Here is a 12598-nt window from a genome sequence, read left to right as displayed (position 1 = left end):
GGGTGGCCGGGGCTGGCAGGCGGGGGTTTCCTCCGATAGTTTGCCGGTGCGGCCCCGCGTTCTCCCCCGTACGCGGGGCCGCACCGGTCCGCGCCGCCGGCCGGCCGGCCGCAGACCTCCGTCGGCACGGGCCATGAGCCGATCGTGACCACCACGCCGGTACGGCCGACCCGTTCCGAGGTCCGGACCACATGCCGGGTACGCGGACACGCGCGGCCCGCGTCCGACTCCCAGGCGCTCGCGTCACCGTGACGGGGGCGGGCGAACCTGATTCGGCGACTGCTCTTTCCGGGACAACCGGTCCTGACGCGTCGGTTGCCGAACGCCCGGGAACGATGGAGGCGAGCCAGGCGGGAGCCGTGATCAGCGCGCCGTCGCGGGGCTGGTAGCGTCGCGTGGTCGCGGCGGGCGGCGCGAGAGAGGTGTCGGTGCGTGGATGAGCGGCAGGACCGTGAGTGGGTGGCGATGACACCCGGCGATTTCGACCGGGACGCCCCGCTGGTCCTCAACGTGGGCACCGGGCCCGCCATCGTCCCGGCCGAGCCGGACGAATACGGTACGGCCCCCCTGTTCGGGGAGACGGCACCCGCACCGAGCACCCCCCGCCGGAACCGGCGAGGGCGGCCCTCGCCCGACCAGGAGCCGCTGTTCTGACCGGTCCCCGCCAGAGGCCAGGGCAGGGAACGCGACGCCCGTTCCGGTGCGGGATGTGCGTGGAAGTGCTCGGAACGGCTTTGCATCGAGCACGTATTGACATGTAAGGGCAGAGCCCGCAGAGTCATGCCCCGAAAGCGTTCGACAGCCCGACCGTGCTCGACCGCGCTCCACCGTGCTCGACAACGCCCAGACAGTGCCCCGACCGTGATGCCGACCGCCCACGAGGAGTGTTGCCGTCATGTCCGAAACGCCCGCTGTCTCACGCCGACTGCTCCTGGGCGGCGCCGTCGCCACCGGCGCGCTCGCGGCCGGGATGACCGCGTCGGCCCCGTCCGCCTCGGCGGTGGCCGAGCAGGCGCCCCGCCGCAGGCCGGGCCAGAAGTCGATGATCGGCGTCCCGTTCGACGCCCACAGAACCGTCCGTGTCGGTGTCATCGGCCTCGGCAACCGGGGCAGCGGCATGATCACCGGCTGGGCGGCCGTCCCCGGCTGCACTGTGACCGCCGTCTGCGACATCCGCGCCGACCGCGCGAAACGCGCCGCTGACCGCCTGGAGAGCAAGGGCAGGCCACGCCCCGCCGAGTACGGCGGATCGGCGGATTCCTACGCCCGGATGCTCCGGCGGGACGACATCGACCTGGTGTACGTCGCCACACCGTGGGAGTTCCACTACGAGCACGGCAGGGCGGCGCTGCTCAGCGGCAGACACGCCGTGGTGGAACTCCCCATCGCGACGGAACTCCGCCAGCTGTGGGACCTGGTCGAGACCTCCGAGCGCACCCGCAGGCACCTGCTCCTGTCCGAGAACTGCAACTACGGCCGCAACGAGCTGGCCATGCTCAGGGCGGCGCACGACGGTCTCTTCGGGGACATCACCAACGGCCACGGCGGCTACCTCCACGACCTGCGTGAACTCCTCTTCTCCGACACGTACTACACCGACTCCTGGCGGCGGCTCTGGCACACCCGCAGTACCGCCTCCTTCTACCCCATGCACGGTCTGGCGCCGATCGCGGCGGCCATGGACATCAACCGCGGCGACCGCATGGCCACGCTGCGGGCCACCGCGACGGCCCCGAAGGGGCTGGCCGACTACCGCGCGCGCTACGTGCCGAGGGACCACCCTTCATGGAAAGAGACCTACATCAACGGTGACCTGGTCACCTGCATGATCGAAACGGAGAGGGGCAGGACGATCCGGGCGGAGCACGACGTGAGTTCGCCCCGGCCGTACAGCCGGATCAACACCCTCGCCGGCAGCCGGGGAATCGTCGAGGACTACGCGGGGCCCTCTCCGACCGGCGCCCGGATCTACGTCGAACCGGACCACAGCGGCCACACCTGGCGCGACTTCGAGAGCTACCGCAAGGAGTACGACCACTGGCTGTGGCAGAAGGTCGGCGACGACGCCGCGAACAACGGCGGCCACGGCGGCATGGACTACATCCTGCAGTGGCGCACCGTCCAGCTGATGCGCGCGGGGCTGGTACCGGACATCGACATCTACGACTCGGCCGCCTGGTGCGCGCCCGTTCCCCTGAGCGCCACGTCGCTGGCCAGGGACGGCCGTCCGGTCGAGATCCCCGACTTCACCCGTGGCGCGTGGCGTGAGCGCAGGCCCGGACTCGACTCGACGCCCACCGACATGCCGCCCGTCGGCTGAGCGCGGGACGGACGGCACCGGTCCCGCCACGGCACCGCGAGCAGCCGCGGCGGGCATCCCGACGTGCGTCGGCCGACGCGGTGTCAGCGGTCCCGCAACCGCCCCAGCCCCTCCAGCGTCCGGGCGGCGGCGCGGGCCAGCCCCGGCCGGTCGTGGACGAAGCGACGGGCGGCCCGCACCGGCTCCCGCCCCAGCCGGTAGGGGAGGCCACCGGGCCCCGGACGTACCACGGCGCCCGTGTGCACCCTCAGGTCACGCGTCTTGAACGACTCCTTGTAGCGCGCCGGCCCGCTGCCCAGGTCGACGAGTTCGATCCCGTCGGCGGCAGCCGCCTCCAGCATCCGCGACAACAGCAGGAGGCCGGGGGAGTACTTGCCGTACGCGCGGTCGTACGCCGGGAACCACCAGGACAGGACCGTGGGCGAGCGCAGCCCGAAGTGGGCGGCCACGGGCCGGCCGGCGGCGTAGAGCACGGACAGCACTCCTCGGCACTCGGGGTCGTCGCTCCGGGCGAGCAGCTCCACCAGCCGGGTGATCCACGCCTGCGCGAACCGGTCCCGCCGGCCCGTTCGCCGGTACTGGGCGGACTTCCACCGCATGAGCACCCGTAACGCCCCGGGATCCGGGTCGTCGTACACGAACCGCACCTCGCCGACCTGACGGGCGAGCTTCCGCTCCTTGGCGAGGGTCTGTCTGAGGAAACCCGGCGAGTTCCGGCGCAGGTCCTCGGTGTACCGCTCGAACCCGTCACCGAGGTCGACGACGGGGGAGGCCAGTTCCTCGGTCGCGTGGGGCAGGAACAGGTCCTGTCCGGCCTCCAGACTGTCGAACTCCCAGGACGAGAGTGCACAGGCCGCCAGCAGGGCGCGGGCGTCGAGACGGATGCCGTGGCGCAGGACGGCGCCCTGGCTGTCCGAGACTCCGAGTCCGATGGCCCGCCCGCGCCCCGCGAAGCCCCGCTCGTGCGGAAAGTACCCGACCGGGAGCCCGTCCTCCCGCAGCACCGCGACCCCGGCCTGCGGCCTGACCAGCCCGACCGCCGCGGTGAACGCCGGGTCCATGAACGGATTCGCCGGGGATCCGGAGGCGGCTCTGATCTCCCGCCACATCTTCCGGTCGTCCGCGCCGAGCTCTCCCGGCCCGACCACCTCTATGCGCTTGTCGGACATTCGTCTGCCTCCTGCGTCGTCGGATCTCCGGACACACGAAGGCCTGCTGGCAACCGCGTTTCGGCGGGCAGTACTCAGGCCGCGCGGCGCAGGCCTTGTCGGTACTGCCGTCGCTCAGCAGCGAAGCGTCTGCAGAGCGGGTCCGCCCTGGGCGGCCCCTGGCGTCGCCCGCCCGCCGTCCGGTCCCGGCGGGCGAAGGTCCGTGCCGTCCTGCCGCGCCGAGGATGCCCACGCCGGGGTGCGGGCGGACACGTCGTCGGCGGTCCCGGCCGTTCCCGCGGTCCTCGGGGACCGGGCGGCGACCTGACGGAGCGACGGGTCTTCTTCGCGCGGACACGGTTGCCCGGCGATTTCTGCGAACGCCGCCGACACCGTCGACGTCACCCCCGCCGATGCCGGAGCCGTGTCACAACCCGGGACCGGCTCCGAAAACCCGGGTGGCCGGGGGCCGACGAGATGCAGCAGCGCCCATGCCAGCACGAATGCCGCCGCTGCCCATCGACGCCGCACTGTCGGACTCCTGACCTGCGTCCCGGCCGGGGGCTGACATACGGGCCAACACTGGACCAGACCCCCGAATACGCCCAGTTGCGTATCCAGTAGGCCGAGCGCGACCCCACCCGGTCAAGGCCGCGTGACACGAACCGGTACGCCCGGCTCGGCCAGGAGGACGTAGTGCTCCGTCGCCGTCTCGCACCGGGCGTCCAGGGCGGGTGGACACCCGGGGGCGGTGCTACTGCGCCAGCACCGGCTCCGGCCCCATGACGACGACCGGCTCCTTGTCCGGATCCAGAGCGTTGAGCAACGCGCGCATGTGTTCCTCGCTCAGGGACACGCAGGCGTTGGTCGGCCCGTCGTGGTCCACGTGGATCCAGACACCGCCGCCCTTCTCCTCGCCCAGCGGGCGGGTCTTGTCCAGCGGGGTGGTGCCGGGCACCCGGTTGTAGTCGATGGCGATCACGTAGTCGAAGGAACCCTCCAGCGGCTCACCGAGATGCCCGGTGCCCGACACGGCGAACTCCGGGTCCTGGTCGTAGGGGAGCCGGGTCCCCGGGTCGGGCAGCCGGCCCCCGGCGTCACTGAGGCGGAAGACGCCGGTCGGCGTATGCAGGTCGCCCGCCTCGTGGTCGTCGGTCCAGCCGCGCAGGCCGTTGTGGGCGGGCCAGGGGCCGGCGACGGCGCGCCAGCCCTGTGCGGGGTACTGCTCGTAGAGCACCGCCCGCGCCTCGGACGAGGTCTCCGTCGCGCCCGTGACCACCAGGGCCTGCCGCGAGGCGTCGGGGACCCGGGCCCGCATGGCCGGCCCGACCCCGGGGAGGGGGCGGGGGAAGGAGCGCGGGGGAGCGGGGTGGGGGGACGCCGGTCGTGACGCGGATCTGCCGGGCGTCTGCGCGTCCTGGGAGGAGGCGTCCGACTGCTGCTGGGCACAGCCGGCCCCCAGCACGCCGGTGCACATGACAGCCCCGATCACCAGGGCCAGTCCTTTCCTGACGGTCATATCGATCTCCGACTCCGTGTGTGGACTACTCATTGCTAGACCACTTACGGAACCGGGTGGTGCGGCAGCCTCACCGCCTCCCCCGTATGGCGCAGGGTACGACCTCCGTCACCCGCGGCCCGGTGGCCCTGCAGGACGGCTGCGGCAGGGCGTCCACCCGGAGCAGGGGGAGGAGAGTCATTCGCGCCATGCGTGGCTGATGACCGAGGTGTGACGCGCTCCGGCACGCCCTCACGAGGCTCCGGGTCGCAACATCGTTGCCGCTCACACCCCTTACTCACTGGTGAGGCTCGGATATGCCGTGTAGCGTCAGCAGCAGATGTCGTGGTTCGCCCAGACCGCCCGCGCCGGAGTGCGGGCGGTTTGCTGTGCAATGCCGGAGGACCAGGACGACCACCTCCGGATTCGCACGGTGCGGATCCGATATCGGCTGAAAGGCAAAGGCATGGCCAGCGGAACCGTCAAGTGGTTCAACTCTGAAAAGGGCTTCGGCTTCATCGCGCAGGACGGGGGCGGCCCCGACGTCTTCGCGCACTACTCCAACATCAACGCCCAGGGCTACCGGGAGCTGCAGGAAGGCCAGGCCGTCACCTTCGACATCACCCAGGGCCAGAAGGGCCCGCAGGCGGAGAACATCACCCCCGCCTGACCGGGAGGTCGCCGAACGGGGCGGGGTGCCCGGGAACGCTCGTTTCCCGCGGCACCCCGCCCCGCGGCACACCGTCGCGCGACCGTCAGGGGACGCGGCGGAGGAAGTCGAGCAGCGCGGCCGTCAGCTCGGCGGGCGCGTCCTCCTGCACGAGATGACCCGCGCCGGCGATCGGCTCCCACCTGGCACCGGGGACGACAGCGGCGAGTTCGCGTCCCTTCGCCACGGGAATCCACGCGTCGTCCTCGCCCCAGCAGATCAGCGTGGGAACAGCGATACCGGCGTACCGGTCCTGGATGTCGTCGGTGTACCGCTGATCCGCCTGGGCGATCTGCCGGTAGAAGGCAGGCTGCCCCGACGCGCCGAGCCAGGGGGCGACGAGCCGCTCCAGGACCGCCGGGTGCAGCCCCGGGCCGCCGGTGGAACCCACGTACTCGCGCACCAGCGCCTCATGGAGCGCCGGGGGCAACTGCCCGAAGACCTCGGCGTGGTCACGGACCAGCCGGAAGAACGGCGAACCCCACGGTGCCAGCGCCACCGGATCGACCAGGGCGAGGGCCCGGTATCCGGCGCCGTGCAGCAGATGGGCCCGCAGAGCGACGGCGCCGCCGAAGTCGTGGGCGACCACGAGAGGGTCCGCCAGGCCCCAGTGGTCCAGCAACTCGGTGAACACCCGGCCCTGGGCCGCCAGGGACACGTCCTGGCCCGCGGACTTCTCCGACATTCCATAGCCGGGCATGTCCCAGACGAACACCTGATGGTCGCGTGCCAGCGAACGGGCCACCGCACGCCAGACGTACGAGGAGAACGGCGTGCCGTGCAGCAGGACCAGCGGGGGCCGGTCCGCCCCGCCCAGCCGGTTCCAGCGGACGGCCCCGGAACTGCCGGCGAACGTCTCGGGCAACGGCCATTCGGACATGGACACAGCTCCTGTCGGTCGAGTCGGGCGGCGGCCGGTGACGGGTGCCTCGCGCGTCCGGCGGCGGAGCGCCGCGTGGTTCCCGTCGCGGCGCCGCCGTCCCCGGTCAGGGTGTCACGGCTTGCGTGCGAGGCCCCCGTGTTCGCCGATGGGCTCCGTGGTGGCGGAGCCGGCCTCCGGACGCCAGTGGGTGACCGGGACGACACCCGGCTCCACGAGCTCCAGGCCGTCGAAGAACGCCGTGATCTGGTCGACGGTGCGCAGGATGTACGGAGCGGCACCGCTCTCGTTGTAGGCGTCCTGGGCCCGGTCGAATTCCGGATCGATGCCTCGCGAGCCGTCGTTGACGGAGAGGTAGCTGCCGGACGGCAGCGCGCCCATCAGCCGGGTGACGACGGAACGCGCCTGGTCGTAGTCCGCTATGTGTCCCAGGATGTTGCTGAGGATGAGGGCTGTGGGCCGGCCGAAGTCCAGTGTCCTGGCGGCGGCCGTCAGGACACTGTCGGGGTCGCGTACGTCGGAGTCGATGTAGGCGGTCGCCCCCTCGGGGGCGGAGTAGAGCAGCGCGCGGGCATGGGCGAGGACCATCGGGTCGTTGTCGACGTAGACGATCCGGGTCTCGGGGGCGATGCGCTGGGCGACCTCATGGGTGTTGTCGGCGGTGGGCAGGCCGGTCCCGATGTCGAGGAACTGCCGGACACCCGCCTCGGCGACCAGGTACGTGATGTTGCGGCGCAGGAAGGCACGGCTGCTGCGGGCGACGGTGACGATGCCGGGGAAGACGGCGGTGTACGCGTCGCCGGCCTCCTCGTCGACCGGGTAGTTGTCCTTCCCGCCCAGCCAGTAGTTCCAGATCCGGGCCGAATGCGGCACCGAGGTGTCGATCCTCTGGTGTGCTGCGGTGCCGGGTGTCGTCACAGGGTCGCTCATGGGTACGGTCCGTCTTTCAGCCGAGGCATGGGTGCTTCACCCAACCTACGTCGCAACGGCCTTTTCCTGTACACCGGTTCACTTCTTCATACGTACCGCGGTCGTCCGCGGTCACTGCCGGTCACCTGTCGCGTCCCGTCCGGGTACGGCGACGGCGGGCACGGCGGAAATCGGGACGCGGAACGCCGGCGGTTGTGCCAGGGTGGCCCCTCGGCAGGACCGTCTTCCCTGCGGGGCTCGTCTCGTTCGTGGCAGGAGTGTCCGATGACACCGTCTCGTCTGGTTCCGTTGCTGGAACAGTTCGAACGGGCCTGTGAGCGCCTCACCGGCCGTACGGCCGGACCGGTCATGGACAGCGGCGACGGGTCTCGGACGCCGGTGAGCCGCCTGACGGACGAGGAGTACTTCTGGGAGCCGGTGCCGGGCTGCTGGTCGGTCCGGCGGAGGGCGGACGGACCGGGGCCGCACGCGACCCTTCTGACCGGCGCCGGTGACTGGGGCAGGGACGCCGCGCCCCACCCGCATCCCTCGCCGCCGCCCTTCACGACCCTCGCATGGCGGCTGAGTCACCTCAGCGAGATGCTCTTCCTGCGGGCGGATCACACGGCCGGCACCCACGCACTCACCCGCGACGACTACCGCGTCAGCGGCAGCGCCTCGGAAGCGGTCGCGGCCTTCGAGGCGGGCGCCACCGCCTGGCGCAACGCTCTGCTGCGGGCCGACGACGCGGCGTTGGACACCGTCGGCCGGTGCACGTACCCCCACGGCAGCGACGAGGAGGACCCGTTCATCGACATCGTCTGGTGGGTCAACCAGGAAGTACTGCACCACGGAGCCGAGATCGCCCTGCTGCGCGACCTGTACCGCGCACGTCAGCCGTGACGCCGGCCGCCGTCGCGCTCGCCCGTCACCGGCCGCGGTCGGCGGCGGGTCTAGAGGCGCGGCGCGCCCGTCACCGACATCACCAGTGAGTACAGGGAGGTGGTCGCCGTGATGAACAGACGGTTGTTCTTCGGGCCGCCGAACGCGATGTTGGAGACGGGCTCGGGCACGCGCAGCCGGCCGATGAGGGTGCCGTCCGGGTCGTAGCAGTGGACACCGTCCTCCAGCGCGGCGGCCCACAGGCGGCCCTCGTCGTCGAAGCGGATGTTGTCGAAGCGCACGTCGCCCCGGGCTTCGGCGAAGACCTTCCCCTCGGACAGTGTGCCGTCCTCGTGGATGTCGAAGGCGTGGATCCGGGCGGCCCGGGAGTCGGAGACGTACAGCCGCTCCTCGTCGGGGGAGAGGATGACGCCGTTGGGCCCGTCGAAGCCGCCCGCGGCGAGCCGCACGTCGCCCGACGCCGGGTCGATCCGGTACACGTTGCACGCGCCGATCTCGGACTCGGCGCGATGCCCCTCGTAGTCGCTGGTGATGCCGAAGTCCGGGTCGGAGAACCAGACGGTGCCGTCGGAGCGTACGACGGAGTCGTTCGGGCTGTTGAGCCGCTTGCCGTCGAAGCGGTCGGCGAGGACGGTCACGGTCCCGTCGGCTTCGGTGCGGGTGACACGGCGGTTGCCCTGTTCGCAGGTGACCAGGCGGCCCTGCCGGTCGAGGGTGTTGCCGTTGCTGTGGCCGGCCGGGTCGCGGAAGACCCCGACCGCGCCGGTGGCCTCGTCCCAGCGCAGGATGCGGTCATTGGGGATGTCGCTCCAGACCAGCTGGCGCCAGGCGGGGAGGTACAGCGGGCCCTCGGCCCAGCGGCAGCCGTCGTGCAGGACCTCCAGCCTGCTGTCACCGTTCGCGCAGCGCCCAGTGCGGAAGCGGTCGTCCAGGATTTCGTACGGGCCGTCGACGGCGGACATGGCACCCTCCCAACGAAAGTGATCAGGATGTGATGCAACGTAACACGCCTATTGTCGAACCAGATATGGTTCTTGAGTGAAGTCAGTTGATGAGATAGACCGCCGACTGATCGCGTTGCTCCAGAAGGACGCCACCCGGCCGTACGCGGCTCTGGGCAAGGCGGTCGGCCTGTCGGCGGGCGCCGCCCACGAGCGCGTACGCAAACTGCGCGACCGGGGAGTCATCAGGGCCACCACGGTCGACGTGGACCCCGAGGCGCTCGACCGTCCGGTCCTCGCCTTCGTGCTGGTCGACTCCACCGCGTGGATGGGCGACCGGGCCGAGGACTTCGCCGCCGTGCCGGAGATCCAGGAGGCGCACGTCATCGCGGGCACCGCGGCCGTCCTGGTGAAGGTGCGCACGGCCACCACCGAGCGGCTCCAGGACGTGCTGCGCCGCCTCCACGCGATCGACGGGGTCAGCGGGACCCGGGCGACGGTGGTCCTGGAGACGTTCTTCGAACGGCCGCTGGACGCCCGCTAGCCCCGCCGCGGCGGTTGGCGGGCGCCCAACGCCCTCGGGGCGACGCCCGTCCGGTCAGCGCAGACGACCTGTGTAGGCGTCCGCACCGGGGCTGCGCGGCCCCTGGGCCAGGTTGTCCGCCGCCGAGGAGAAGGCCACCGTGCGAGCCCGCGCGTCGAGCGGCCGGTTGCCGGTGTCCACCTGGACCGGCGCCCCGTCGGCGTCCGTGATCGCCACCCTGGTACGGCCGTTGCGCAGGTCGCGCAGGTACCAGGTGCCCGGATCCGACGCGCTCGTGAACGCACGGAAGAGGAGGTGCCGGCCGTTGCCGCTGAGCGCCCCGTCGGCGGTCGAGAGGGCGGGGTCGGGTGCCTCGACGATGCGCAGGGCGTCGGTGCGCAGGTCGCGGACGAACACGTTGGAACCGGCACCGTTGGTGTCCTCGGGGCCGAGGTCGGTGGCCGTCGAGGTGAAGGAGGCGTGGCGGCCGTCGCCGCTGATGCCGGCCTGGGTCGCCCTGCCGTTGCCGCGCGTGCCCTCGGGCGTCGAGTGCAGCGACCGGCGGGTGCCGGTCAGCGGGTCCGCCACCACGACGTCGGAAGCCGGATCGTCGTACGGCCAGTAGCTGCCGCACGTGTACACCATGACGCCCCCGTCGTCGCTGAGCAGCGGGGTGTGGGGCCGGTGCAGGCAGGACGGCTGCTCCGTCAGCTCCCCGGTGAGCATGTCCCGCACCGCCACTCCCGCGCCCGGCCGGGGAACGGTCTCGCTCACGGCGAACGCGACGTACCGGCCGTCGGCGCTGACGGAGGCGTGCAGGGCCCAGCGCAGGGAACCGCCCAGGTCGTTGCCGACGTACCTCACCTCCCCGCTGCGCAGGTCCCGCCAGTAGACCGACGGTCTGTCGTGGACCTCGCCCGGGATCAGGTCGGTCGACGCCGAGACGAAGACCGCGTACCTGCCGCTCGCACTGATCGCCCCGGCGGTAGCGCCGAGCGCGGACTGGCCTCCGGCGGTGTCGGTGCCGACACGTTGCGTGCGGCCCGTTCTCAGATCCCGTACGAAGACGTCAGGTGCGCCGTTGGTGTCGCCGGGGACCAGGTTGGACGCCGACGACGTGAAGAGCGCGTAACGGCCGTCGGCGCTGAGCGAGGGTGCCTCCGACTCCCCGTCGGCGCCCTGGGTGAGGCGAAGGGTGTGCGGTGCCTTCGGCTTCTTCCCCGGCCGTTCGTGGTGCGCGTCGTGCGGTGCCGCCTGTGCTGCCGCGGGCGACAGCAGTACCGCGACACACGCGGCCGCGGCGGCCACGGCCGCGGATCGTAGTCCGCTTCGCATGGAGGGGGTTCCCTTCGGTTCGTGGACGGACCGGCGCCGGCCGCCTCCCTCGAGGCGGCCGGGCGGACGGGCGGATGCGGCGGCGCTGTGGCGCCGCGGGGATCAGCGCAGCGTCCGGACGTACACGTCGCCACCCGGGCTCGGAGTACCGGGCGCCAGGCCGCCGTCGGCTGACGAGAAGACGATGGTGCGGCCGTGGGCGTCGAGTGGCCGCTCACCCGTGGTAGCGGCAGCGGGCGTCCCGTCCGGGGCGTGACTGACCGGGGTGGTGCGCCCCGTGCGCAGATCGGTCCGGTACAAGTGGGTCGTGCCCCAGGTGGTGCCGGACGGTGTGAAGCCGAAGACGACGTACCGGCCGTCGCGGCTCACGGACGGGGCGGTGCTCCAGCCCTGCGCCAAGGGGGCGTCGAGACGCCGGATCGCCCCCGTGCGCAGGTCGGTGACGAAGATGTCGTGCTGTGCGCCGTTGGGGTCCTCCCCGGGCACCAGGTCGGTCGCCCACGAGGAGAAGGCGGCGACCCGGCCGTTGCCGCTGATCGCCGGATACCCCGAACGCGCCGTGGTGGTGGAGCCGTCCGCCGCCACGTCCAGCCGCCGGGACTCACCGCTTCGCAGGTCCAGCAGGAAGACCCGGCTCGGCGGATGCTGGACGGGAGCGGGGACACTCTCCCAGTGGACGAGCCGGCGGCCGTCGTCACTGAGGTGTGCTTCGCTCGCCCAGGGGGACTCAAGCACCGTCAACTCGCCGGTGCGAAGGTCCCGTACGGCGGTGCGGTGGCCCGGACGGCCGGTCCGGGTCTGCCGCGCGGTGAACGAGACGTAGCGTCCGTCCGCGCTGACCGAGGCCCCCACCAGAGCGCCGCTGTCCTGCGGGTAGAGGTCGTCGGGACCGCCGACCCGCTCGGTCGCTCCGGTCCTCAGGTCACGGCGGAAGTACCCGTACTGCTCCTGTCCCTCCTCCTGCCCCTGGTCCTGGACGAGTCCGCGGGACCGGAAGACGACGTACCTGCCGGCGGCGCTGATCACCGGCGCACTGCCGCCGTACGCCGCCTGGGCGCCGTCCGCGGTCAGGCTGACCCGTGTGGTGCGGCGGGTCCGCAGGTCGTGCAGGAAGACGTCCGGAACGGCGTTGGTGTCGTCCGGCACCAGATTGTCGGCGGACGAGCCGAAGACGACGTACCGGCCGTTCGCACTGACGGAGGCGTCCCCGGAGGGGCCGTTGGCCCCCTCGGTGACCCGCCGGACGGACGATTCCTCGGCCTTCTCCGGTCCGTTCGGCGCGGCCAGAGCGCCCGTGGGCGCCAGGAGCGTCGTCGCGCACGCCGATGCGGCGACCGCGAGCAGCATGGATCTGAACTTTCCGCGCATGAATCCCCCTGATGCGTCCGTCCCCGGCCCCCACCGGGCACCGCGGCCGATCCAAGCCCAACTC

General features: G+C 72.0%; 12 protein-coding genes. 5 read left to right on the top strand and 7 right to left on the bottom strand.

The features are described 5' to 3' along the window. The first annotated feature begins 432 nt into the window (after positions 1–432). Together ACH4F2_RS10100 and ACH4F2_RS10095 are read left to right on the top strand one after the other, a co-directional pair. Positions 433–654, top strand: coding sequence for a hypothetical protein (locus ACH4F2_RS10100; RefSeq protein WP_398132224.1), 222 nt, complete (start codon positions 433–435; stop codon positions 652–654). 241 nt (positions 655–895) lie between these two features. Beyond that, positions 896–2320 carry a Gfo/Idh/MocA family protein gene (locus ACH4F2_RS10095; RefSeq protein WP_398132223.1) on the top strand — a complete coding sequence of 475 codons (1425 nt, stop codon included), beginning with the start codon at positions 896–898 and terminating at the stop codon, positions 2318–2320. 83 nt (positions 2321–2403) lie between these two features. On the opposite strand, the gene ACH4F2_RS10090 is transcribed toward ACH4F2_RS10095, so the two are convergent. Together ACH4F2_RS10090 and ACH4F2_RS10085 are read right to left on the bottom strand one after the other, a co-directional pair. After that, a complete protein-coding gene (locus ACH4F2_RS10090; RefSeq protein WP_398132222.1) occupies positions 2404–3489 on the bottom strand; it encodes a GNAT family N-acetyltransferase in 1086 nt (361 codons plus the stop codon). 733 nt (positions 3490–4222) lie between these two features. Next, positions 4223–4987 (bottom strand): L,D-transpeptidase family protein, encoded by a 765-nt coding sequence (locus ACH4F2_RS10085; protein ID WP_398132221.1) that lies wholly within the window; start codon positions 4985–4987, stop codon positions 4223–4225. Between the two features lie 445 nt (positions 4988–5432). Here ACH4F2_RS10085 and ACH4F2_RS10080 point away from each other — a divergent pair, with 445 nt between their 5' ends. Then, on the top strand, positions 5433–5636 hold the full coding sequence (locus ACH4F2_RS10080) for a cold-shock protein (RefSeq protein ID WP_003978336.1): 204 nt from the start codon (positions 5433–5435) through the stop codon (positions 5634–5636). A gap of 85 nt (positions 5637–5721) precedes the next feature. On the opposite strand, the gene ACH4F2_RS10075 is transcribed toward ACH4F2_RS10080, so the two are convergent. Further along, positions 5722–6555: an alpha/beta fold hydrolase gene (locus ACH4F2_RS10075; RefSeq protein ID WP_398132220.1), complete on the bottom strand. Its 834-nt coding sequence runs from the start codon at positions 6553–6555 to the stop codon at positions 5722–5724. A gap of 114 nt (positions 6556–6669) precedes the next feature. Further along, positions 6670–7485: an SAM-dependent methyltransferase gene (locus ACH4F2_RS10070; protein ID WP_398132219.1), complete on the bottom strand. Its 816-nt coding sequence runs from the start codon at positions 7483–7485 to the stop codon at positions 6670–6672. 264 nt (positions 7486–7749) lie between these two features. On the opposite strand from ACH4F2_RS10070, the gene ACH4F2_RS10065 reads away from it, so the two are divergent. Continuing rightward, positions 7750–8367: a DinB family protein gene (locus ACH4F2_RS10065; protein WP_398132218.1), complete on the top strand. Its 618-nt coding sequence runs from the start codon at positions 7750–7752 to the stop codon at positions 8365–8367. A 50-nt stretch (positions 8368–8417) separates the two neighbouring features. Here the strand turns inward: ACH4F2_RS10065 and ACH4F2_RS10060 are convergent, their stop codons facing one another. Then, positions 8418–9329 (bottom strand): SMP-30/gluconolactonase/LRE family protein, encoded by a 912-nt coding sequence (locus ACH4F2_RS10060; protein WP_398132217.1) that lies wholly within the window; start codon positions 9327–9329, stop codon positions 8418–8420. Between the two features lie 76 nt (positions 9330–9405). On the opposite strand from ACH4F2_RS10060, the gene ACH4F2_RS10055 reads away from it, so the two are divergent. After that, the gene (locus tag ACH4F2_RS10055; protein ID WP_398132216.1) at positions 9406–9852 is read left to right on the top strand and encodes an Lrp/AsnC family transcriptional regulator; all 447 of its coding nucleotides are present in this window, start codon (positions 9406–9408) and stop codon (positions 9850–9852) included. Positions 9853–9906: 54 nt separating this feature from the next. Here the strand turns inward: ACH4F2_RS10055 and ACH4F2_RS10050 are convergent, their stop codons facing one another. Together ACH4F2_RS10050 and ACH4F2_RS10045 are read right to left on the bottom strand one after the other, a co-directional pair. Next, entirely contained in the window at positions 9907–11139 is a 1233-nt protein-coding gene (locus ACH4F2_RS10050) for a hypothetical protein (protein WP_398132215.1), read from the bottom strand. Positions 11140–11268: 129 nt separating this feature from the next. Further along, positions 11269–12534 carry a TolB family protein gene (locus tag ACH4F2_RS10045; RefSeq protein ID WP_398132214.1) on the bottom strand — a complete coding sequence of 422 codons (1266 nt, stop codon included), beginning with the start codon at positions 12532–12534 and terminating at the stop codon, positions 11269–11271. Between the last annotated feature and the right edge of the window lie 64 nt (positions 12535–12598).

Origin of the sequence: Streptomyces sp. NPDC017890 (assembly GCF_044328675.1) — a bacterium.
In the GTDB taxonomy this organism is placed as follows: Bacteria; Actinomycetota; Actinomycetes; order Streptomycetales; family Streptomycetaceae; genus Streptomyces.
Note: the sequence above shows the minus strand (reverse complement) of the source record. Positions and strands in the feature narration are given on the sequence as shown.

Coding starts and splice junctions, on each gene's coding strand:
- ACH4F2_RS10095 (WP_398132223.1), top strand. CDS start 896: ATGTCCGAAACGCCCGCTGTCTCACGCCGACTGCTCCTGGGCGGCGCC.
- ACH4F2_RS10090 (WP_398132222.1), bottom strand. CDS start 3,489: ATGTCCGACAAGCGCATAGAGGTGGTCGGGCCGGGAGAGCTCGGCGCG.
- ACH4F2_RS10085 (WP_398132221.1), bottom strand. CDS start 4,987: ATGACCGTCAGGAAAGGACTGGCCCTGGTGATCGGGGCTGTCATGTGC.
- ACH4F2_RS10080 (WP_003978336.1), top strand. CDS start 5,433: ATGGCCAGCGGAACCGTCAAGTGGTTCAACTCTGAAAAGGGCTTCGGC.
- ACH4F2_RS10075 (WP_398132220.1), bottom strand. CDS start 6,555: ATGTCCGAATGGCCGTTGCCCGAGACGTTCGCCGGCAGTTCCGGGGCC.
- ACH4F2_RS10070 (WP_398132219.1), bottom strand. CDS start 7,485: ATGAGCGACCCTGTGACGACACCCGGCACCGCAGCACACCAGAGGATC.
- ACH4F2_RS10065 (WP_398132218.1), top strand. CDS start 7,750: ATGACACCGTCTCGTCTGGTTCCGTTGCTGGAACAGTTCGAACGGGCC.
- ACH4F2_RS10060 (WP_398132217.1), bottom strand. CDS start 9,329: ATGTCCGCCGTCGACGGCCCGTACGAAATCCTGGACGACCGCTTCCGC.
- ACH4F2_RS10045 (WP_398132214.1), bottom strand. CDS start 12,534: ATGCGCGGAAAGTTCAGATCCATGCTGCTCGCGGTCGCCGCATCGGCG.